Raw genomic sequence first — 22,691 nt, forward strand, 5'->3', positions numbered from 1 at the left:
GTCAGAAAATCAGAAAACAGGCTGTCAGGCAGGTCATACCGCCTGAGCGGGCACCGGCCTGGCAAAGAGCAAAGCCTAGCGGGCTTTGTGCCGCCCGACAACCATTCACGGGGCCTCAATTTTCACGTGCTAGGATCGATGCCGACGTGAGCCGCCGCTGAGTCCCGCCATGACCACTCTGTACGACACGCTCGGTGTGAGCGAACATGCCGACGCCGAACAGCTCAAACGTGCCTACCGCAAGGCCACGATGAAGTGGCATCCCGACCGCAATGCCGGCAACGAAGCGGCTGCGCACGCCGCGTTTCAGGAAGTCAAGGCGGCCTACGCGATCCTGTCGGACCCCGCGCAACGCCGCGAATACGACACGATATTCGCGGCCGAGATGCGCCGCTGGGCTCGGAAACAGGAAGCTGAAAAGCGAGACCGCGGCGTTGGCGGGCGCATGCAACCGGACGTGCCAAAGGAAGCGCCACAGGAAGCGCCGAGCCCTACAACGCACAAAGCTGAAGGCGAACGCGCCAGGCACAGGCAAGATGCGGAACGAGAGCGCATTGAACGTGAACGCGTCGAACGTGAACGTGCAGAGCGCGAGCACACCGAACGCGAAGCCGAGACACGGATGCGCGCTGAATCTCGCTACGCCGACATGGTTGCGCTCGCCATGCGGTATGCCGGCGACGGCTACAACCGCGATGTCGTGTTCGGCGTGCTGCTAGGCAAGCAGTGCGACGTGCTCGAGGCGCAGCGCATCGCGGATAGCGTATCGGCGTGGCATCGAACGCAGCAGGCAGCACCTGCGCCTGCTCCGCGGGAAGGCGCTCCGGAAGCGTCGGAACATGCCGCTCCAACAACATCGCAAGCCTCTCCGCAATCACCCTCTGAGACTCCCGAAGCCGCTGCCGCGACGTCAGCCTCGACGTCCGCTTCGGCAAAGCGCCCGTCCCGCAGGGCAACGCGCAAGACGCGTGACGACGCGACGGAGTCTCAGGGTGAGGACCCGGCCGACGACACGCTTCACGCCGACGACGCCCCCGCCACACCCGCTCATGCGTTCAGCGCCCTCTGGTACCACTTTCTGAACGGTCTGAAGCTCTAGCTGCCATGGCCAAGCCAGCACCTCCCGTACTCGACGACGTGCCCGGACGCGGACATTCGCTTGCGCGTCGCTACGAACGCGGCGTGCGCATCGATCCGCACGTGCACGACTGGGCGCAGGTGCTGTATGCGGTGTCCGGCGTCATGTGGGTCGAAATCGAACGCGAAGCCCTCGTCGTTCCACCGCAACGCGCGGTCTGGCTGCCCCCTGGCACCACCCACTCGATCCTGATGATGAGCGCGGTCGAGATGCGCAATCTGTATCTGCATGGACAGAACATCGGCCACCTGAGCCGGCAGGGCGAAGTCTTCGAAGTCAACGGGCTGCTGCGGGAGCTCATCACCACCATCGCGCAACGCGAGCAGGAAGGCGACGACGGCTATCTCGAAGTGGCGTACCAGCTCGCCGCACTCGAACTCGCGCGCGCCGCACGCTATTCGCTGCGCATCCGCTTGCCCGACGCTACGGACCGGCGTCTCGAAGGACTGTGCCGTGCCGTGATCGCCAACCCGTCAGTCGACATCAGCTTCGAGCAGCATGCGACATCGGTCGGCGCAAGCGTACGCACGCTTGCACGCCTGTTCACGCGCCAACTGGGCCTTGGCTTCGCCGAATGGCGTCGTCAGGTGCAGCTTGCCATCGCAGTCTCAAAGCTGGCCGAGGGCCAGTCGGTCAGCAGCGTCGCACGTTCGCTCGGCTTTCTGCCGAGCAGCTTCAGCGACATGTTCCGCCGCGAGCTTGGCGTTGCTCCGAGCGATTTTCGTCCGGCTTCCACGCTCGGCGTGTCCGATGACGAGCCCGATATGGCTGTCCGAAATTCGAAAGCGTCTGTCTGAACACGGCCAGCGCGTCTCCCTACACTGACGTCCAACGCTGCAGAAACACGGTGTCGCCCCGAGCGGGGCCATGCAAACCCGTCGACTGCTGCTTCACCCTCATCCCAGGAGTCCGTGTCATGAAAGCCCTGCAAATCACCTCGTTCGGCGAACCGGAAACGCTCGAACTTATTGAACTGCCGACGCCCACGGCAGACGCCGGCAACGCGATCGTCGAAGTCCGCAGCGCATCGATCAATCCAAGCGACGTCAAGAATGTGTCGGGTCATTTCTCCCACACCGTGTTGCCCCGCGTACCGGGTCGCGATTTCAGCGGTGTGGTCATCGACGGTCCCGCTGAATGGATCGGTGCGGAGGTCTGGGGCACCGGCGGAGATATCGGCTTCACGCGCGACGGTACGCATGCGCAGTTCATCAAGGTGCCCGTGGCCGCGCTCTCACGCAAGCCCGTGACGCTGAGCCACGAACAGGCCGCATCGATTGGCGTGAACTTTGTCGTCGCGTGGCTTGGCACCGTCGAGTACGCGAAGCTTGCTGAAGGCGAGACAATTGCCGTGATCGGTGCGGGTGGCGGTGTCGGCGGTGCCGTTACGCAGATCGCCAAGGCGCGCGGTGCGCGCGTGATTGGCGTCGATCGTCATGCACCTGCCGAAGGCTCGCCTGCCGCCGAGCTGATTGACGAATACGTGCCGTTCGATGAGCACTCGGCTGAGCGCGTGCGTGAGCTGACCGATGGCCTCGGCGCCGATGTCGTGTACGACGCGGTAGGCGGTGTGGCCTTCGAGATGGCGCTGAGCCTCGCACGCCGGCGCGGACGCGTCGTCGAGATCAGCGCAACGGGCAAGCGCCGCGTGGAGTTCGACTTGATCGACTTCTATCACAATGAGACGCAGCTGTTCGGCACCGATAGCGCGAAGCTTGGTGTCGCGGACTCGGCACCCTTGATGACTGCCATTGCCGAAGGGTTCGACAGCGGCAAGCTCAAGCCGCCCGTCATTGCGCAACGCTTTTCGATCGATCACGCGCGCGACGCATACCGCGCCGTCGCCGGTGGCACGCGCGGTCGCGTCGTGATCAATATGTCGGCGGCACGTGAGGGAGACGCGTCATGAAGCCCTATCTGATTTCACTGGGCCTCGGCATTGTCGTGGGGTTGATCTACAACGTCGCCCATGTGCGATCCCCGGCGCCGCCGACGATTGCACTCGTCGGACTCTTTGGCATGCTGGCCGGCGAACACGGCTTGACGGTCTTACGCACGCTGCTGGCCCACGTGACGAGTTGAACATGTGACGCGTTAAACAAGTGACGCGTTAAGCGAGACGAGGCCGACGCATCAACGACCGTTGAGAAACCCCTCGACGCGCTCCACCAGCAATTCGCGTAGCGCGTTGACGGTGGGCGACAACATCAGGCGATGCGCGCAGACCAGATTCAGCGGCGCGGCCTCGGCTTCGTAGTCCGGCATGACCGGCTCGAGCCGGCCCGCTCGCAGGTCTTCGAGCACATCGATGCGCGACTTGTAGGCGATGCCCTGCCCATTGACGGCCCAGCGCCGCACAAGCTCACCGTCGTCGCTGACGCGATCGCCCTTGACCGACACGACTTGAGACTCGCCGCCGCGATGAAACGTCCAGCGCGAATGGACCGTGTCGCTCAACGCAAAGCGCAGACAGTTGTGCTGCGAGAGATCTTCGGGGTGCAGCGGCCGGCCGTGCCGGGCCAGATACGCAGGTGCTGCGACCAGCACACGCCGGTTGTCCTGCGCGAGCGGCAGCACGATGAGCGTCGAGTCTTCAGGCGTGCCGTAGCGCACCGCCAGATCGACCGGCTCCTTGAAAATGTCTGCGACGCGGTCACTGATCCGGACCTGCAGATGCACGTCGGGATAACGCGCCTGAAATTCGTCAAGCCAGTCGACCAGTACATGCCGCCCGAGGTCTGACGGAATCGACAGCGTCAGTTCGCCGCCGACGCGTTGCCGACCCTGCGCAACGGCCACGCGTCCCGCCTCGATCTCCGTCAGCGCCGTACGGGCGAACTTCAGGTACCGCTCGCCGTCAGGCGACAAACGCAGGCTCCGGGTCGAACGGGCAAGCAACCGGGCGCCGACCTCCGTTTCGAGCCGCTTGAGCGCCATGCTGGCCACCGCCGGTGAGATATCGAGCTGCCGCGCCGCCGCACTCAAACTGCCGTGATCGGCCGCTGTCACGAACACCACCAGATCTTCGAGTCGAACCATCGTTTCTTATGCCTCGTGTTGTCGACGGCCACATCGAGTCCCGACCGTAGCTGAATACCGCGACTGATTTCCTGCCCGTTGCAGACCGCGATATGCGCTGAATCGACGCGCTGGCGCGGCTCTTCTCTGCCACTACCACCCTCTTTACACCGCAGCGCAACGAACTCTTCACGCCCACGCAATAATCATCCAAACCCTTGCCAGCAGGCGATCTCGGCGGATTGTTCAGCGATTCTGATCGGTCAATTCACGGAATACACGTTTACCCTTACTGCGCCGCACAATACATTACGCACCAAGCCGCTGCACAGCGGGACGCAATACCCAACAGGACTACACCATGAAATTGATCGCCCTTGCCGCCCTTCTGACCGCCCTGACCGCTGCCGCATCGAGCGCCTTCGCCGACACGACGCCGACGCAAGGCCTGACCCGCGCCGAAGTCCGTGCGCAACTCGCACAAGCGTATCGCACGGGCGACGTGGGCCGTCTGAACAAAGTCAGCTACCCCGACCAGAGCATGGCGAGCCGCGACGTGATTCGTGCGCAGGATCGCACGGGCGTCGCCAAGCCGAAGCTGTTCAAGCATCTGCTGGCCAGCGAATAAGTCGGGAAAAACAAAACGGCGATCCAGGATCGCCGTTTTTGCACCAATGCATCAATGCTTCAGTCCGCCGATAGCGGACTAAAGCAAACCGAAGCGCATCATCAAAGTCCGCGCGCCCGATCAATCCGAGATCAATCCGGATTCGGCGAATATACCGGCGCACGGTCCGCGAAATAGATACCGTGCGGCGAACGACCAACGTGAATGGTGTCGACGAGCTTGCGCGACGCGAGGTCGATTACGCCGACGTGGCGCGCGAAGCGGAACGTGACCCACAACGTGCGCTTGTCGGCCGACAATTCCATATCGTCGGGTCCGGGTAACAGCCCCGTGATGTCGTCGACCTTGGTCAGCGTCGTGTAGTCGAGAATGCTGATCGTGCTCTCGACACGATTGCTCACGGCAATGTGTTTGCCGTCGTCGAGGTTGCGGAAGTTATGCGCGCCGCGCCCCGTCTGAATACGTTTGACGACCTGATGCGTATGCGGGTCGACCACGGCGACATCGTCTTCACCCGTCATGCCCACCAGCAGGTATTTGTCTCCGGGCGTCATCCATAGCCCTGCCGGCGCATTGCCGACGGGCATCTTCCAGAGCACGTTCTGCGTCGCGAGATCGATCGCGGCGAGCTCACCGGAATCCTGCAACGTCACATAGACGGTCTTGCCATCCGATGCGAACGTCATATGGCTCGGTGTCTTTCCAAGCGGAATCCGTTTGGCGATCGTGTAGTTCTGCCCGTCGTAGTGGTAGATATCCACGCGATCGAGTCGCAGGGCCGCCGTCACGAACCATTTGTGATCAGGCGAAAAACCGAGCTGATACGGATCCTCGATATCGGCGAGGCGCTTTTGCACCTTGCCCGTATGCGGATCGAGAAACATCAGATCGTTCGAAATCGAATCAGCGACGATCAGCGAGGAGCCATCGGGCGTGATCATCAAGTGATGAGGTTCCTTGCCAGTCGGCTCGGTGCTCATGACTTTATGCGTCGCCTCATCGATCAACGACAACTGAGCTTCGGCGGAATCGAGCACGACCACCGTACCGGCAGCAGCCGGCGTGGACCACGCGGACAGACTCACGGCCGCGATCGCGGCGACACTCGACAACAGGCGAAGGGGGAAAGCAGGCAGTAAGGACTTGGGCATCTCGGATCGCACGGCAGATCAGTTGGCAAACATCAGCACGCGCATTGTACGCATGCTACGCGCGCTCAATGGAATACCCGACTACGCCCTGACCTTCCAGCCAAGCCTCGAACGTGTAGCATTTCCGCCATGCGAATTCTCCTTATTGAAGACGATCCGATGATCGGCGAGACCGTCACCGATGCGCTGCGTCGTGAGTCCCATGCGGTCGATTGGGTCCGCGACGGCCACGAAGGCTCGCTTGCGCTCGGGCACGATGTGTACGACCTGATCGTGCTCGACCTGGGTCTGCCGCGTCGAAGCGGGATCGACTTGCTCACCGCCTTTCGCAAGGACGGCGGCACGGCGCCGGTGCTGATCATGACGGCCCGCGATGCGCTCGAAGATCGTATTCACGGCCTCGACGCCGGAGCGGACGACTATCTCGTCAAACCATTCAGCGTGCTCGAGCTTGCGGCGCGTGTGCGCGCGCTGTCGCGACGACGCGGTCTTGCGCCATCCGCCGTGCTTCAGCACGAGGCGTTGACGCTCAACATCACGTCGCACGAGGTCGTGTTCGAGGGCAAGTCGATCGCGCTGTCGCCGCGCGAATTTGCCGTATTGCAGGCCTTGATGGAAGACCCCGAACGCGTGCTTGCCAAGGCAGTCATCGAAGACAAGCTGTATGGCTGGGGTCAGGAAATCGAAAGCAACGCGATAGAGGTGCATATCCACAGCCTGCGCCGAAAGATCTCGCCAGGCGTCATCGTCACGGTGCGCGGTGTCGGATACCGCATGAAAGCGCAATGAGCACCTCGGTGAACTCGATCCGCCGCATGCTGCTCGTCTGGCTGCTGGGCGGCCTGGCCATCGTGATGGCGATCGCTTCCGTGCTTGTCTACCGTCAGGCGCTCGACGAGGCGACGGAGTTGTTCGACTTCGCGCTACGCGAACTCGCGGTGACCGTGCCGCCATCGCTCGATGCCGCGAGGCTCGCGAGTCAGGACAAGCTGTTTATCGAACTCTCCGAAGAAGAAGTCGGCACGCAGGTCTGGGTCGACAACAAGGTCGACCCGGACTACCGCTGGCCCGAAAATTCGACCTTGCCGCGCCTGCCTCCCGGGCTGCATACGATTCGCCACGACGGCATTGAATGGCGTGTGTTCGGCCTGAGTGAGCCCGAGCGCTACGTGGAGGTCGCGCAACCCATCGAAGTCCGCGATCTGCTCGCGCGCCGCATCGCGTTGCGAACGCTCGTGCCGCTGGGCATCGGCGCCGCCATTTTTGCGGTGTTCGTATGGTGGACGATCGGACACTCGCTGCGCAGCCTGCGCGTGCTGTCGTCCAAGCTGTCGCGGCGCTCAGTGTCCGAAGTGGCACCCATCACGATGGAAGCCCCGGCAGAAATCCGCCCGGTCGTGAGCGCGCTAAATGGTTTGCTTAAGCGACTCGACGATAGCCTGCAAGCGCAACGCACCTTTATTGCCGATGCCGCGCACGAACTGCGTTCGCCGCTCGCCGCGCTCAAACTACAGGTTCAGCTTGCGCAGACCGACATCACCGAACCGTCGCATCAACACCACATGGCGCGCATCGACGCGCGCCTGACACGCACGATTCACCTCGCTGAACAACTGCTTACGCTCGCCCGCGAAGACGCCAACGGGGCCACAGAACCCAAGGCCAACGATCTGCTTGCGGTCGTCAGCGACGTGGTGACGGATCTCTCCGTGGTCGCTGAGAAAAAAAAGATCGACCTTGGCATCATTGAGGGGCACACACCGTGTTGGGTCGTCGCCGACGCTCACGGATTGCGCACGCTGCTCTGGAATCTGATCGACAACGCTGTCCGCTACACGCAGGACGGAGGGTGCGTGGATGTCAGGATTATTGATGTCTCCGAGGAAGAAGCGGCCGTTGAGATTATCGACAACGGCATCGGTATACCGACCGACGAGCTCCACCGCGTATTCGACCGCTTTTATCGCGGGTCCGATTCACACGCGCTGGGCAGCGGTCTTGGCTTGTCCATCGTCAAACGCGTGGCTGAGCGGCTCAAGCTCACGATCACGCTCGAGAACGTCAAATCGGGTCAAGGCGTGCACGTCATTATCAGCGGCCTTAAACGCGGCGTTCCCGCAACACCCGAAGTTTCCGCGACACAATTTCCTTCCAGAATTGAAAGCCTTTAAACCCTGAGAGCTGGCACGCTCTTAAGGCTTTCTTAAGCACGCGACGAGCACACTCCGTCGATTGTTTCAATGCATTACGATGAAGGAGCATGACTCGATGACCGAAGCCGCATGGTGGGTGCATACGATCGGCTACGGCCTGTGCATTCTCGGTACCGGATACGCGTGCTTTGCTGCCTTCACGCTCGAGCGATTCGGTCGGTTCGAGCGCCGCAAGCACCCGCATGACGCGTCGTCGGCACAACCTGTTTCGGTGCTCAAGCCCTTGTGCGGCGCGGAGCCGCGCCTTCTGTCGAACCTCGACACCTTCTGCGAACAGACGCATCCTGACTATGAACTCGTGTTCGGCGTGCGCTCGCCGAACGATCCGGCAATCAGTGTCGTAAGCGAGCTTCGTGCCAAACATCCGCATCGCGATATCAAGCTTGTCGTTGATCCGAGCGTGCATGGCAGCAACCCTAAAGTCAGCAATCTGATCAACATTGCGTCACAAGCGCGTCATGAATGGATGGTTGTCGCCGACAGCGATATTTCGGTAGATCCGGACTATCTCGTGAATGTCACCGCGCCGCTCGTCGATCAGCGCGTCGGCGTCGTCACTTGTCTGTATCATGCGCGCAGCGAAGCGGGATTCTGGGCGCAGATGGGCGGCGAATTTATTGACGGGTGGTTTGCACCGTCGGTCCGCGTATCGGCGGCACTCGGCTCCCGCAGCTTCGGTTTTGGCGCGACCCTGGCTTTTCGCCGCGATACGCTCACGCATATCGGCGGCTTCGAGTCACTGCGCGACCGGCTCGCCGATGATTTCTGGCTGGCCGAATATGCGCGGCAAAAAGGTCTGCATACCGTACTGTCGCCTGTGGTCGTTCATACGGATGTCATCGAACAAAGCTTCACACATCTGTGGCAACGTGAAATCCGCTGGCTGCGTACGATTCGCACGCTGAACCCGGTTGGATTTGCGTTTGTGTTCGTGACATTCTCGTGGCCGCTGATTGCCGTTGGCGCGTGCCTGAGCCATACGACGCTGAGTTTTGCGATTGCAAGCGTCGGTGGTGCTGCACGGCTCATTACGCGCTGGCGCACGCGGGCGCGCACCGGAGTCAAGCGGCCGCGTCTGCGAGAAATGGCACTGGGCCCGATCCGCGACCTGCTGCTCGCGACGCAATGGATTGCCGCCTTTACGGGCGACCACGTGTTATGGCGCAACAACAGTGTGTCGTTGCACGACAAAACCGTTGACGCCAAGCTTCCCAACGCATTTGAATAAGCGGTTCGACTGGACATCACTATGAAAAAGACGCTATTTCTCCAGGCCCCTTCGTTTGACGGCTTCGACGGCGGCGCCGGATCGCGTTACCAGGCCAAACGCGAAATCAAGTCGTTCTGGTTCCCGACCTGGCTCGCGCAACCGGCCGCACTCGTGCCGGGCAGCCGTGTGCTCGACGCACCTGCCGACGAAATCGGCGTCGAAGAGACGCTCAAGATCGCGCTCGATTACGAACTCGTGATCATGCACACGAGCACGCCGTCGTTCCCGACGGATGCGAAGTTCGCCGAGGAAATCAAGAAGCGCAACCCGTCGATCCTGATCGGCATGGTTGGTGCGAAGACCGCTGTCGATCCGCATGGCTCGCTGACCGCCAGCGATGCGATCGACTTCGTGTGCCGTGAAGAATTCGACTACACGTGCCGCGATGTCGCGAGCGGCATGGCGTTCAAGGACATCGCCGGGATCAGCTATCGCCTCGCCGACGGTTCGATCGAGCACAACGGTCCGGCTCAGATGATCGAGAACATGGACGAACTGCCGTTCGTCGCTCCGGTCTACAAGCGCGACCTCAAGCTCGACAACTACTTCATCGGCTACCTGCAGCACCCGTACGTGTCGATCTACACGGGTCGCGGCTGCCGCTCGAAGTGCACGTTCTGCCTCTGGCCGCAAACGGTCGGCGGTCACCGCTATCGCGTGCGCTCGGTCGACAACGTGCTCGAGGAAGTGAAGTGGATCAAGGAGAACATGCCTGAGGTCAAGGAGATCATGTTCGACGACGACACGTTCACCGACTTCAAGCCGCGCGCCGAAGAAATCGCTCGCGGCCTCGGCAAGCTGGGCGTCACGTGGTCGTGCAATGCCAAGGCCAACGTGCCGTATTCGACGCTCAAGATCATGAAGGAAAATGGTCTGCGTCTGCTGCTCGTCGGCTATGAATCGGGCGACGACCAGATCCTGCTGAACATCAAGAAGGGCCTGCGTACCGATATCGCGCGCCGTTTCAGCGAAGACTGCCGCAAGCTCGGTATCAAGGTGCACGGCACGTTCATTCTTGGGCTGCCTGGCGAGACCGAAGACACCATCCAGAAGACGATCGAGTACGCGAAGGAAATCAATCCGCACACGATCCAGGTGTCGCTCGCCGCGCCTTACCCGGGCACGCGCCTCTATAACGAAGCCGTCGAGAACGGCTGGATGGAAGCGAACAAGACGATCAATCTTGTCAGCGACAAGGGCGTGCAGCTCGCCGCCATCAGCTATCCGCACCTGTCGAAGGAACAGATCTATCACGGCGTCGAACGCTTCTACCGGAGCTTCTATTTCCGCCCGAGCAAGATCTGGGAAATCGTTCGCGAAATGCTCGGCAGCTGGGAGATGATGCAGCGTCGCTTGCGTGAAGGCGTCGAGTTCTTCCGCTTCCTGCGTGCCCACGAGAGCTGATCGATTGGTAGACCGATTGGCAGACCGTTTGGCAAAGGCTCATCGCGCACGGCGCGGCATCAGAATGAAGGACGCACCGCGATGAGCCGGCAGGGCCTCATTATCAATGCCGACGATTTTGGCCTGCATGCGCGGGTCAATCTCGCTGTCGAACAAGCCTTCACGCAAGGCGTGCTCACGTCGACCAGTCTGATGGTGGGTGCGCCCGCCGCGGCGCAAGCCATCGAGATTGCGCGGCGTCACCCGTCACTGCGTGTCGGTCTGCATATCGTGCTGGCTGACGGCCGCGCGGTGTCTGCGCCGCCGTCGATCGCTTCGATCGTCGACGATCGCGGCTATTTTCCCGATGCCATGGCGCGCGAAGGCGTGCGGTTTTTCTTCTCGCCACGCGCTCGCCGAGAACTTGCGATCGAGATTCGCGCGCAATTCGAGGCCTTTGCCGCCAGCGGCCTCATGCTCGACCACGTCAATACGCACAAGCATTTCCATCTGCATCCGACGGTGTTGTCGCTGATCCTGTCGATCGGCCGTGAGTTTGGCATGCGATCGATGCGCGTGCCATGCGAACCCGATGCGCCCTGGGGGCTGCGTCCGTGGCTCGCGCTGACGCGCGCGCGTCTCACGCGTGCGGGTATCGCGCACAACCGCTATGTCGTCGGCGTGCGGCACACCGGTGCCATGGATGAGCAGGCGCTGCTCGACGCCATCAACACCTTGCCCGACGGACTCAACGAAATTTATTTGCATCCCGCTATCGAGGGCGACGAGCCGATCACGCCGACCATGCGTGCGTATCGCCATGTCGATGAACTCGATGCACTGCTGTCACCCCGCGTCCGCGCTGCGCTCGACAAGCTCGCACTCACACGTGGCGGTTTCGCAGACTTTCTCCAGTCATGAAGCACCTGAGTCGTCTTTCCGCCCTCGCCGGCTTGCTGATTGCCGCGTGGCTTGTCTACCGCTCGCAGCCGCAGGCCATTTTTGCGTTGATGCGCACGGCCGGCTTCGGCCTTTTTATCGCCGCGCTTGCGCATCTGATACCGATGCCGCTCAACGCGCGTGCATGGCAGATTCTCGTGCGCGGTTCGCGCCGCCCGAGCTTGCTTCAGATGTTCCACTGCGTATGGCTGCGCGAATCGGTTAACGGACTGCTGCCGGTCGCACGTATCGGCGGCGAGCTTGTGTCGTTCCGCATGCTTCGCGGTTTTGGTGTGCGGCCTTCGTGGGCCGCGGCGAGCATCGTCGCCGATATGCAGCTCACGTTGATCAGTCAGCTCGTCTTTACGATGGTCGGCATCGGCTTTCTGTTTCGCCATGCCGATTCGCAAGCGCTGCAACTTGCGAGCGATCTCGCCTGGGGTGTCGTCGCACTGATGCCGTTGCTCGTGCTCTTTGCGATGGTTCAACACGCCCGACCGTTCGAACGCGTGAGCCGCATGCTCAATCACGTGACGAGCGGCAAGCTCGACGAACTCGTCGGACACTCCGCGCGCATCGATCTCGCGCTCAAGCTCGTGTGGCGCCGTCGCGGCGACGTCGTGCGATTCCTGTTTGTCTGGCAACCGGCCCAGTGCCTGGCGACGTCCGCGGAAATCTGGATCGCACTGCATTTCCTTGGGGCTCACGTCAGCTTTGTCGAAGCCGTCGTCATCGAGTCGCTGATTCAGGCCGTGAGCAGCGCAGCGTTTTTCGTGCCGGCTGGCCTGGGTGTGCAGGAAGGCGGCTTTGTGCTGATCGGCGGAGCACTGGGGCTCGATCCGTCGACGTGCCTGGCCCTCGCGGGCGCGCGCCGCCTGCGCGATCTCGTCATGTACGTACCTGGCCTGCTTGCGTGGCAGTTCGCCGAATTGCGTGGCACGCTGGGCCCGGCGTCGAAAACGTCGGCGCAGGTGTGAGCTTGACAGATCCTGTTCGCTCGGCGAGACTGCAGCACATGAAGACCCGCACCGCTGCCCTCGCGCTGATTATTATTAGCACCATTCCTCGAAGGGTGGGCTAGCACGCGTCGGTATCTTCAAGACAAGCAACCCGCCCCCTGAGGCGGGTTTTTTGTTGGGTCCGCCTCCTGGGTCGTCTTAATCCGATAAGGAAAACAGATGACACACGAAGCCACACAGGCCACGGACGCGACCGAGGCCACACACGCCACCGTAGCTACAGTAGCCTCAGAAGTCGCAGACCTCACCGACGAGACGGACGTCACCGACACTCATCGAGTCGGTGACACACACTCGCGCAGCAGCGATGAACGCGCGCTCACGTGCCATGACTATCTGCGCAAGATCTTGACGGCGCGCGTCTACGAAGTCGCACGCAAGACACCGCTCGACTACGCCGCCGCCCTGTCCCGGCGCACAAGCAACCGCATATGGCTCAAGCGCGAGGACACGCAGCCCGTGTTCTCATTCAAATTGCGCGGGGCCTACAACAAGGTTGCCAACCTCAATGCCGCGATGCGCGAACGAGGCGTCATCACCGCGTCTGCCGGCAATCACGCGCAGGGTGTCGCGTTCTCGGCGGAGAAGCTCGGCATTCAGGCCGTCATCGTCGTGCCGCTCACCACGCCTCAGGTCAAGGTCGACGCGGTTCGCACGCTCGGAGGCAATACAGTCGAGGTGGTTCAGCACGGCGATTCCTACAGCGATGCCTATGCGCATGCGTGGGCACTCGGGCTCGCGCGCGGACTGACCTTCGTCCCTGCGTTTGACGATCCCGACGTGATCGCCGGTCAAGGGACCGTCGCGATGGAAATCCTGAGCCAGCATCCAGGGCCGCTCGATGCGATCTTCGTGCCGATCGGCGGCGGCAGCCTGGCATCGGGTATTGCGGCCTACGTCAAGGCCGTACGACCCGAAATCAAAGTCATCGGTGTGCAGACGATCGACTCGTGCGCGATGGCCCGATCCCTCGCAGCCGGCGAACGAATCACGCTCGATGAAGTGGGTTTGTTTTCGGATGGGACGGCCGTGAAGCTCGTCGGACAAGAGACGTTCCGCGTATGCCGCGCGTATCTCGACGAAGTCGTGCTCGTCGATACGGATGCGCTATGCGCCGCCATCAAGGATGTGTTTCAGGAAACCCGCTGCGTGCTCGAACCCGCGGGTGCACTCGCTGTCGCGGGTCTCAAACAGTACATCGAACGCGAACAGATCGAAGGCCGCGAGGGCAACGAGCGTCACGAGGGCCGCGAATACGTCGCAGTCACCTCCGGCGCGAACATCAATTTCGATCGTGTGAGCTTTGTCGCCGAGCGCGCCGAATTTGTCGAAGCCTGTGCGAAGCGTATCTGATCGGCAAACCAGGAACGGATGACATCGCATGGCGCGGAGGGGCAGGTCCGTGAACTGGATCGACCGTTGAAGGAGTACCGGCCGCCTCGAACAGCCGCAACGCCCCGAATTGCGAACCGCACACTCACGAAGTGACCTCGAGCGGGCGCTCCGGCCTACCCGGCCGGTGATGGCGCTCCCGGACCCGGCGCATGCCACAAGCATGTCGACCGGGTCCGCAATGGCCTGAATGCTCGGCGGATCGACTCGTTTCTCGGAGGACAGATACAATTCGGCAGCCCGACACGAAGTCACGTCTCCATCCACTTTCGCGCCATCCATGCCTGATTCGAACCGAGCCTATTTGCTCGGCACGCTGCTCAAAGGGGTTTCCCGCTCGTTTTACCTGACACTGCGCGTGCTGCCCGCCGGGATGCGCGACCCGGTCGGGCTCGCCTATCTGCTTGCGCGCGCTGCCGACACCATTGCCGATACGTCGCTGGTCGACCCCGAGCGTCGGTTAGCGTTGCTGCTGGATTTGCGTGCACAGGTCAATGGCGCGCGCGACGACGGCACACTTTCGCGCACGCTGGCGACCGAAGTCGCGCGGGAACAGACGCAATCCGATGAGAAGGTGCTGCTCGAATCGATCGGACCTGCGCTGGACGTACTTGAGGGGTTCGGCGAAGCCGATCGTGCCGCGGTGCGCGATATCGTGACGACGCTGACGCAAGGGATGGAATTTGACCTTCGTACGTTCCCCGACGAACAATCGGGCCGCATCCTCGCGCTGCCTGAGCCCGAGGCCCTTGATCGATACACCTATCTCGTGGCTGGATGCGTCGGCGAATTCTGGACGCGCATGACGTACGCCCATGTCCCTGGCACGCTCAAAGGCGAACCACCGACGGTCATCGATCGCGGCATCCGCTTCGGCAAGGCGTTGCAGATGACCAATGTGCTGCGCGATACGGGCAAGGATCTGCGGATCGGGCGGTGCTATCTGCCGGCCGACATGCTGGCGCACCACGAGTTGCGAGCCGAAGATTTGCTGCTGCCGGACGCGTCGTTGCGTGCCCGTCCCGTGCGGGACGCCCTTTTGCGAACAACGCTCGCGCTCTATCGCGACGCCCTTGCCTACACGCTGGCCATTCCGGGCACCGCCATCCGGCTAAGACTCGCGTGTATCTGGCCCATCATCATCGGGCTCGAAACGCTGGTGTTGCTTGCGGATAACGATGCCTGGCTTGATCCGGCGCGCGTGTCGAAGATCCGGCGAAATGATGTCTACCGGATTCTTGCGTACTCGTTTGCGGTGGTGATGTCCGACAGCCTCGTCACGCGCTGGGTCAACCGGCTGATCGATGCCGTCGAAGCGCGCGTGGGTGTCTGAGGCGAAATGTCAGTCCCGATTTGGGACTCGGATCTGAGATTCGGATTTCGGGTACTGACTTAGGCCGCCGATCCGAGCCGGCCTTGGGCCTGGTGACCGCCGCAGTCGTGCGCCTCACCCACGCCCGTCCATCGCGTCATGCTGCGGCGTCAAACGTCCGCTTCTGCCTCACCGAACGTAACGGGTGTGCCCTGCAGGAAGCGTTCGATCACCCCCAGTGAGTAGCCACTCGCACGTTCCTCAAGGAAGCGCGGAAAGTCGCGGCCGGCCTCGCCGTCTGCTGAATCCGAGATCGTACGGACCACAGCGAACGGAACGTTGAACGCATCGCAGGCCTGCGCAATCGATGCCCCTTCCATTTCGACAGCAAGCGCGTCCGGTAATGCGTCACGCAGGGCGCGCACGTCGTCCGCATCGTTGACGAATTGATCGCCGCTGACGATCAGCCCGCGGTGCACGCGTCCGACGCCAACGAAACCGAGGTACTGTTCAGCGGCCAGCGCCAATGCGTTCGAAAGGTCCGCGTGCGCCGGAAAACGGCTGACGCCCAACAACGGGACTTCATAACGGGGGAACAGCGGGCTGGCATCGAGATCATGCTGGAGCAGCGTCTCGGCGACCACGATATCGCCGACGCTGATACCGTGCGCGAGGCCGCCAGCGACACCCACGAAGACGAGCGCCGAAATGTCGAACGTCCGGATCATCGTCGTCGCCGTGATCGCGGCAGCCACCTTACCTACGCCTGCGAGCACCGCTATGCAACGCCTGCCGAACAGTTCACCGCTGTAGAACTCGCGACCTCCGATGAGGTGCGATTCGACCGCCCGGTCGGTTCGCATCGCATGGAGAAGCGCCGTGATTTCACCTGGCATGGCCGCGACAATGCCTATAGGGCCACCAGCACTCGCGTGGATCGAAGAGGCCCGCAATCCGGAATCGGAAACAGAATTACGCATCGAAAGATCGTCAAACGGCTGAACAGGCCCAGAGTATGCCACTGAGCCGTGGCAATGACTTGGTTCGGTACCTGTCCGCTCGCTACGCGCGTCCCGGCTTCGCAGAGGGCCATCGATCCGCGACGAGTACCCTGTCGCGCCCCCCTTGCTACACGTGTGCGTACGACGTCAGTTCAGCAGGCTGCAAGGATTCCGGTCGTTGATCGGTGTCACGCGAGGCACGCGCCTGCCCTCGTTGAGACGCCACATCCCATCCAAAGAACTTCCGCACTTCCTCCGCGCGGCTCAACGTGTCTCGCACGCCGAGTGCCATGAGTTCTTGTGTGTAAGGCGCTTCGAAGAGCAGATAGCTCGCCAGCGCGGCGCCCTGGGCGCGTGGGCCGGCCTTGCCGACGCCTGCGCCTCGGAGCAGTGCGCGCACTGGGCGCGGCAACGCGTCGAGGTGTCGTGCCGCAATGTCGTCGAGCCGCTCACTTGGCGCGATCACGAGGAAGTCAATCGGACGCAGCGGCGTCTGTTCGAGGGCTTCGTTCGGCAGCAGCGACAGCGTGTGATTGATGCGCGCCATGCGTTCGACATCGACCGCCAGCGCATCAAGGAAGATATTCGACAACGCATGACCCGCGATATGCGCAACGCTCGGATAGCGGCGCTCAGGCGCACGTTCGACGGAAGGCTCCTGCAGTCGCCCCGCGCCGATCACGAGCATGCGCTCGGCGCCCAGATGGATTGCAGGTGCGAGCGGCGCGGTCTGGCGCATCGAGCCATCGCCGAACCACACCTCGTGCCCATGCTGCTCGATACTCGCAGCCGGGAAAATAAACGGAATGGCCGACGACGCAAGCAAGTGCGTGTAGTCGATTTTCGTCGCCACCGCCTGACGCTGCGTACGGATCCACGGCTCGATCGGCTCGCGCGAATCGTAAAACGTCACATGCTCGCCCGTGCCATAGCTCGATGCCGTGACGGCAAGCGCGTGCAGATGTCCGCGCTTGAGCATCGCAGGGATGCGATGCATCGGTACGAGCCGCTGCAACAGTTCGGCAAGCGGCTCATTGTCGAGCAGCGAGCGCGGCCGAAACCGCCGCCAGCGCGCGAGCGCCCAGCCCAGCGACAACATCGTCGCCCAGCGGGCGCCATTGCGAATCACGCCTATCGAGTCTGCGCGGTAGACCTGGTCGGCACTGAAATTCGCCCAGACATCACAAAGCATGTCCACTGCCTCTTCGAATCGATCGGCACGGCTTGCGAGCGCCGCACTGTTGATCGCGCCAGCCGAAGTACCGACGATGATGTCAAATGGGTTGTCTGACGGCTTGGACGTACGGCGTGGGTCAGATGCGCCGCGACCCGTCGCGGTGGCCGATGCGACAGGATCGCGGGCCGAGCCGGACGGTGCCCATGAATCGGCACGGGCCGATGATGAAGCGAAAGATGATGAAAGCGCGGATGCATGGGATCGTGCCTCGTGCCGCAATTGCGCAATCGCACGCAACACGCCGACCTGATAGGCCGCACGCGCACCACCGCCACTCAATACGAGTGCTGTCAGTGGTGTGTCGTTCATCGCGGCGGCCCGTTAAGAAAGCGTGCCCTGTCCATGCGCAGGGCCTGTGACGGCGGCTGAACACAGCCACCTCAGTCGGCACGCACTTACCCGTGCCGATACCCATACATCGGCAGCAAAACGCGATGAATAGATAGGGACTTACCCCTTGCACTTGCGGGTATCGAGCACGACCCGGCAACGCAGAGATCGACACGTGCAATCCGCGGACGAGGTTGCAAGCCCGGTTGAGCGGAGGCAATGGCTGGCGATCTTCGAACCACCCGACGTGTCGCTCATCCACGCACGACTTCGTCGATCACTTCACGCAGACGCCTGACATGCACCTCCATTTCTGAAGCCTGCACCGCGCCATATCCGAGCACAAATCCGTTGTAGTGCGCTGCTGCATCCGACCCGGGCAGGCAAAAGCCGGATAGCGCACGCAAAACAAGCCCCCGCTTACGTGCAGCGAGACTCACGACCGTGTCCGCGACATCGATATCGAGGCGCGCCGACAGGTGCAGGCCTCCGGCGCCACCGGAGACGGTCAACACATCGCTGAGGTGGCGTTCGAGCGCATCCTGCAGCACAGCGCGCCGCTCGGCATAGAGCCGGCGCATACGGCGCAGATGCCGCGTGAAATGTCCGGCGTCAATAAAGTCAGCCAGCGCCATCTGCTCGGCCACGCGCCCACGCAACAGCAACGCCGCCGCGGAACGCCGCATCGAGCGCGCGAGCGCCACCGGCACGACCATGAATCCAATGCGCAAGGCCGGAAACATGACCTTGCTGAAGGTGCCCAGATAGATCACACGCGCATCGTCGGTCAATCCCTGCAATGCCGACAACGGCGCACCCTGGTGCCGGAATTCGCTGTCGTAGTCGTCTTCGATAATCCACGCCCCCGACGCGTGAGCCTGCTCGAGCAGCGAGAGGCGTCGCTCGAGACTCATCACCGAACCCAGCGGGTATTGATGCGATGGCGTGATGTAGATCAGGCGCGGTGTGCGGTCCGCCCAGTCGGTCGCTGTGGGCGCAAGCCCGTCCGCGTCGACCGGAATCGGGACCAGCTTGAGGTCGGCAGCGAGAAACGATCCGCGCGCCCGGTTATAGCCGGGGTTTTCGATCCACGCGGTGTCGCCTGCATCAGCCAGCGTGCGCGCACAGAGGTCGAGCCCGCTTTGCGTGCCGTCGGTGATCAGTACCTGCGATGCGTCGCACCGCACGCCGCGCGAAATGCGCAGATATCCGGCGATCGCCTGCCGCAATGCCTCGGCGCCTTCGACGGGCATATAGCCGAGCTGGCCCGGCCCAAGATCGCGCATCGCGCGGTCCATGCAGCGCCGCCATTGCGCGAGCGGAAATTCATCGAGCGCCGGCGTGCCGGTCAAAAACGGGAGCAAATCGTTCATGCCTTCGGGCGGCGGATCGATCGTCGCCACGCGCCGGGATAGCTCGGACGCTTCATCGCTCGGGCGCACTTCTGTCCGCTCGAGCCTGACGCGTGCCACGACCGTGCCCTGCCGCTGGCTCAGCACGAACCCTTCAGTCGCGAGTCGCTCATACGCGTACAACACTGAATTGCGCGCCATACCGAGTTCCTCGGCCAAGGTGCGCGACGCCAGCAATCGCGTGCCCTCCTCGATCTTGCCGTCGAGAATCGCCGATCGCAGGCATGCGTAAAGCCGATGTTGCTGCGACGATCGTGCAAGCCCCCTGTGCGCGGCATCGCGCTCGAAGCCGGATAGCAGCACTCGATAGTCCATCATGGCTCCAATTTCTGTACAGGCCGTGGATCTATACATGGTGCCACGATTTTTCTATTGTGAGTGCTTGCGAACCACCCATGCTCAAACCTGAGTTCATGACCGAAACACAGCACCGAGCTACGGGACCGAACCAGGGCACCGTGCCGGGGATTGGGTTCGAAACTGACTTTGACGACTACACCGAGGAGCATTCAATGACGACGGCCGACGCAGGCGTTCCCCCTTCCGTGCGCACGCGCGTGCGCCGCATGGCCGAGCGCGGCCGCTATGATCGTGCCACGCTCGAGGCCATTCTGGACGAAGCGTACGTCTGCCATATCGCGTTCGCCGATGAACACGGCACGCATTGCATTCCGACCGCCTGCTGGCGCGAAGGCGACTACCTGTACATCCACGGATCGAATGGAAGCCGTATGCTCAAGCAGCTGCGCAACGGCGCACAGGCCTGCGTCACGGTTACGCATCTCGACGGCCTTGTGCTCGCGCGTTCGGCATTTCATCATTCGATGAACTATCGATCGGCGATCATCTACGGTTCGTTTGAACTCGTTCCGGATGCGCATAAGGCGGCGGCCTTCGAGACCTTCCTGGAAGGCCTCGCGCCGGGTCGGCAGGCCGAAGTGCGGCCGGGCAATGCGAAGGAGCTGGCCGCCACGACCCTGCTGCGGATCTCGCTTGCGGAAGGCGTTTCGAAGATGCGCACGGGCGGACCGGCAGATGACGATGTGGATCTGGAGATCCCGGTCTGGGCGGGCGTACTGCCGATGGGACTGGCTGCGTTTGAACCCATCGTGCAATCCGCGCCGACAGGTACACCGAAATATGTGGCTCAGTGGAGTGCGGCCGCAGACGGTCGCACCCATGAAGCCATGGAAACGTCGCAGTCCTGAACCACCGCCGCTCTACAACGACGGGCACAGTGACGCGCACCCGTTGCGGTGCGCACACTACGGTGTGCGCACTATGGCGGCCTCACCAGGATGAGTCACTGCGACGGACTCAGGCCTCGACGTCGGCCAGGCTGAACAACTCGGTCTGATCGTTGTACGAAAACACTTCCGCGTAGCGGCCCCAGTCGATCACGGCGTCGAGCGTCTCCTCGGCAGCTTCGTCGGCCAGGAAGTCCTCGAGCTCCTGCTCGAAACGCACACGCGGCGCCTTGTTGCCCGGGCGCTCGTTAAGCACCTGGCGGATTCGCGAGGCCAACGGCACGTTCTTGAGCAGGTGGTCGGCGAACATGACCTTGCGGGCCTGCGTGCCGAACTCGGCAAACACGCGCGCTTGCGGGGTCAGGAACACGTCGCCTTCACGGATATCGGCAAAGCCCAGATGCTGGAGCACGTCCGCCACAGGGAACAGATCGTCGATCTCGAGCTGCAGCGAGCGTGCGATATCCGGCATGTCGGCGCGACCATGGTACGGCGCCGCAGCCAGCGTTTCGATAAAGCCGGCCATCAGATTGGTCGACACCTGCGGCAACGCGCTGCCCAGCGAAAGTCCCTTCTTGGCGGTTTCGCCGCTCGGCCGCGCCGTCATCGTCGCGTAGATCTCATCGACGAGCTTGCGGAAGGCCGGTGCGAGTCGATTGCGCGGGTGCGCGAACGGCACCTTGATTTCGGCCGTCAGACGCCCCGGATGCGACGACAACACGAGAATGCGGTCGCACATGAACACCGCTTCTTCGATATTGTGCGTGACAATCAGCACTGACTTGATCGGCAGCCGGCCGTCGTTCCAGAGGTCGAGCAAGTCGGTCCGCAGCGTTTCGGCCGTCAGCACGTCGAGCGCCGAGAACGGCTCGTCCATCAGCAGCAGCGTCGGATCGACAACAAGCGCACGCGCAAAACCCACGCGCTGGCGCATGCCGCCCGAGAGTTCGCGCGGATACGCATTCTCGAACCCGTCCAGACCGATCAGGTCGATCGCCTTGAGCGCACGCTCGCGACGCTCACGCGCGCCGATGCCCAGGGCCTCAAGACCCGCTTCCACGTTCTGGAGCACGGTCAGCCACGGAAACAGCGCAAACGTCTGAAAGACCATCGAGACACCCTTGGCGGGGCCGGTCAGCGGCTTGCCAAGGTAATTGACCTCGCCGCCGGACGGCTCGATCAGGCCCGCAATAATGCGCAGCAGCGTCGACTTGCCCGAGCCTGAACGGCCAAGCAAGCCAACGATCTCGCGTTCCTTCAGCGTCAGGTTGACGCCGTCGAGCACGAGCGACTCGCCCGGCGTGGTATCGAACCCACGCGAAACATTCTTGACATCGAGCACTTCACGCCCGTCAGGCACGAGCGACTCGAGGCGTTGCGGAGATACGGTCGTCGTGGATTGCATTGCTTGTCCTTTCCAATCGAGTCAAGGCGTTTGATTCACCGCAGTGCCGCGATCCGCGCCAGATCTATAGCTTGGATATCGGCAGGCTGCACATGTTCGTTAGCACGTCGCGGGCCGGTAAGTACTCGCGAGCGGGCCTTGCCGCGAGCCGATACGCTCGCAGCGTCTCGCCACGCGGATGGTCGAAACCGACGCATCAGCCTGGCGCTGAATCAGATGCACGGGAAAGATGACTTTGACGCGCACCGTCTGCTGACTCGCAAGACGGCGGCTCTGGAAAGGGCTGGGGACGTCCTGCGACTCAGGCAGTAAAACTGTTCGAAGATCGACTACTGCAACTGTCCAAGGCATTGGCCCCATTTGTAACGACGCCGGAATTCTAGTCGTCTCCTGATTGCCCGGTCAACCCGCTTATCGCCTCCGGGCACGGGATGTGCCCAAAGCGCCACGCGAGTCCGCCGCGCGCGAACGGCGAAATCCCGTCGAGGCCCGTCCGACAAGGCGCTGCGCGCTCTGTTTCCGGGTCGTAAAAGTCCCGCAAAAGCCCCACAGGCATGCCGCGTGCTAACTCCGGGATGTCGTCTAACGCCCCGGGA

Annotated in this window: 18 protein-coding genes and 2 pseudogenes; 14 read left to right on the forward strand and 6 right to left on the reverse strand. The window is 62.4% G+C overall.

Features of this window, described 5'->3' with window-relative positions; translation table 11 throughout:
• Positions 1-169: 169 nt before the first annotated feature.
• The 4 genes and pseudogenes from ACMFWR_RS22850 to ACMFWR_RS22865 form a co-directional block, all read left to right on the forward strand.
• Positions 170-418: pseudogene (locus tag ACMFWR_RS22850) on the forward strand (J domain-containing protein); the annotation flags it as partial.
• Positions 419-1,104: 686 nt separating this feature from the next.
• Entirely contained in the window at positions 1,105-1,935 is an 831-nt protein-coding gene (locus tag ACMFWR_RS22855) for an AraC family transcriptional regulator (protein ID WP_413196972.1), read from the forward strand.
• Positions 1,936-2,054: 119 nt separating this feature from the next.
• Positions 2,055-3,047, forward strand: coding sequence for a quinone oxidoreductase family protein (locus ACMFWR_RS22860; protein ID WP_413196973.1), 993 nt, complete (start codon positions 2,055-2,057; stop codon positions 3,045-3,047).
• Positions 3,044-3,220, forward strand: coding sequence for a DUF1427 family protein (locus tag ACMFWR_RS22865; protein ID WP_413196974.1), 177 nt, complete (start codon positions 3,044-3,046; stop codon positions 3,218-3,220). Before ACMFWR_RS22860 ends, ACMFWR_RS22865 begins: the two co-directional genes overlap by 4 nt.
• Positions 3,221-3,271: 51 nt before the next feature.
• Here the strand turns inward: ACMFWR_RS22865 and ACMFWR_RS22870 are convergent, their stop codons facing one another.
• Entirely contained in the window at positions 3,272-4,177 is a 906-nt protein-coding gene (locus ACMFWR_RS22870) for a LysR family transcriptional regulator (protein WP_413196975.1), read from the reverse strand.
• Between the two features lie 340 nt (positions 4,178-4,517).
• Here ACMFWR_RS22870 and ACMFWR_RS22875 point away from each other — a divergent pair, with 340 nt between their 5' ends.
• Positions 4,518-4,784, forward strand: a complete 267-nt coding sequence (locus ACMFWR_RS22875; RefSeq protein ID WP_413196976.1) for a DUF4148 domain-containing protein — start codon at positions 4,518-4,520, stop codon at positions 4,782-4,784.
• A 131-nt stretch (positions 4,785-4,915) separates the two neighbouring features.
• Here the strand turns inward: ACMFWR_RS22875 and ACMFWR_RS22880 are convergent, their stop codons facing one another.
• On the reverse strand, positions 4,916-5,935 hold the full coding sequence (locus ACMFWR_RS22880; RefSeq protein WP_413196977.1) for a beta-propeller fold lactonase family protein: 1,020 nt from the start codon (positions 5,933-5,935) through the stop codon (positions 4,916-4,918).
• A 129-nt stretch (positions 5,936-6,064) separates the two neighbouring features.
• On the opposite strand from ACMFWR_RS22880, the gene ACMFWR_RS22885 reads away from it, so the two are divergent.
• The 8 genes and pseudogenes from ACMFWR_RS22885 to ACMFWR_RS22920 all read left to right on the forward strand — a co-directional run bounded on the left by ACMFWR_RS22885 (position 6,065) and on the right by ACMFWR_RS22920 (position 15,484).
• Positions 6,065-6,724 (forward strand): response regulator, encoded by a 660-nt coding sequence (locus ACMFWR_RS22885; protein ID WP_413196978.1) that lies wholly within the window; start codon positions 6,065-6,067, stop codon positions 6,722-6,724.
• Complete coding sequence (locus tag ACMFWR_RS22890; protein WP_413196979.1) at positions 6,721-8,106, forward strand: ATP-binding protein; 1,386 nt, start codon at positions 6,721-6,723, stop codon at positions 8,104-8,106. Before ACMFWR_RS22885 ends, ACMFWR_RS22890 begins: the two co-directional genes overlap by 4 nt.
• A gap of 97 nt (positions 8,107-8,203) precedes the next feature.
• A complete protein-coding gene (gene hpnI / locus ACMFWR_RS22895) occupies positions 8,204-9,376 on the forward strand; it encodes a bacteriohopanetetrol glucosamine biosynthesis glycosyltransferase HpnI (RefSeq protein WP_413196980.1) in 1,173 nt (390 codons plus the stop codon).
• 21 nt (positions 9,377-9,397) lie between these two features.
• A complete protein-coding gene (hpnJ, locus tag ACMFWR_RS22900; protein WP_413196981.1) occupies positions 9,398-10,822 on the forward strand; it encodes a hopanoid biosynthesis associated radical SAM protein HpnJ in 1,425 nt (474 codons plus the stop codon).
• A gap of 81 nt (positions 10,823-10,903) precedes the next feature.
• On the forward strand, positions 10,904-11,722 hold the full coding sequence (hpnK, locus tag ACMFWR_RS22905) for a hopanoid biosynthesis-associated protein HpnK (protein WP_413196982.1): 819 nt from the start codon (positions 10,904-10,906) through the stop codon (positions 11,720-11,722).
• Complete coding sequence (locus ACMFWR_RS22910) at positions 11,719-12,717, forward strand: lysylphosphatidylglycerol synthase domain-containing protein (protein ID WP_413196983.1); 999 nt, start codon at positions 11,719-11,721, stop codon at positions 12,715-12,717. Before hpnK ends, ACMFWR_RS22910 begins: the two co-directional genes overlap by 4 nt.
• A 378-nt stretch (positions 12,718-13,095) precedes the next feature.
• Positions 13,096-14,094, forward strand: a pseudogene (ilvA, locus tag ACMFWR_RS22915) (threonine ammonia-lyase, biosynthetic); the annotation flags it as partial.
• 337 nt (positions 14,095-14,431) lie between these two features.
• Complete coding sequence (locus ACMFWR_RS22920; RefSeq protein WP_413196984.1) at positions 14,432-15,484, forward strand: phytoene/squalene synthase family protein; 1,053 nt, start codon at positions 14,432-14,434, stop codon at positions 15,482-15,484.
• A 149-nt stretch (positions 15,485-15,633) separates the two neighbouring features.
• Here the strand turns inward: ACMFWR_RS22920 and ACMFWR_RS22925 are convergent, their stop codons facing one another.
• From ACMFWR_RS22925 to ACMFWR_RS22935, 3 genes are all read right to left on the reverse strand, one after another.
• Positions 15,634-16,443, reverse strand: a complete 810-nt coding sequence (locus tag ACMFWR_RS22925; RefSeq protein WP_413196985.1) for a 5'-methylthioadenosine/adenosylhomocysteine nucleosidase — start codon at positions 16,441-16,443, stop codon at positions 15,634-15,636.
• Between the two features lie 148 nt (positions 16,444-16,591).
• On the reverse strand, positions 16,592-18,010 hold the full coding sequence (locus ACMFWR_RS22930) for a patatin-like phospholipase family protein (protein WP_413196986.1): 1,419 nt from the start codon (positions 18,008-18,010) through the stop codon (positions 16,592-16,594).
• A 275-nt stretch (positions 18,011-18,285) separates the two neighbouring features.
• Positions 18,286-19,758 (reverse strand): PLP-dependent aminotransferase family protein, encoded by a 1,473-nt coding sequence (locus ACMFWR_RS22935; RefSeq protein ID WP_413197325.1) that lies wholly within the window; start codon positions 19,756-19,758, stop codon positions 18,286-18,288.
• 197 nt (positions 19,759-19,955) lie between these two features.
• Here ACMFWR_RS22935 and ACMFWR_RS22940 point away from each other — a divergent pair, with 197 nt between their 5' ends.
• A complete protein-coding gene (locus tag ACMFWR_RS22940; RefSeq protein WP_413196987.1) occupies positions 19,956-20,651 on the forward strand; it encodes a pyridoxamine 5'-phosphate oxidase family protein in 696 nt (231 codons plus the stop codon).
• Positions 20,652-20,760: 109 nt separating this feature from the next.
• On the opposite strand, the gene ACMFWR_RS22945 is transcribed toward ACMFWR_RS22940, so the two are convergent.
• The gene (locus ACMFWR_RS22945; RefSeq protein ID WP_413196988.1) at positions 20,761-22,095 is read right to left on the reverse strand and encodes an AAA-associated domain-containing protein; all 1,335 of its coding nucleotides are present in this window, start codon (positions 22,093-22,095) and stop codon (positions 20,761-20,763) included.
• Positions 22,096-22,691 lie beyond the last annotated feature (596 nt).

It is taken from the genome of Pararobbsia alpina, from assembly GCF_965118125.1.
Taxonomy (GTDB): Bacteria; Pseudomonadota; Gammaproteobacteria; order Burkholderiales; family Burkholderiaceae; genus Pararobbsia; species Pararobbsia alpina_A.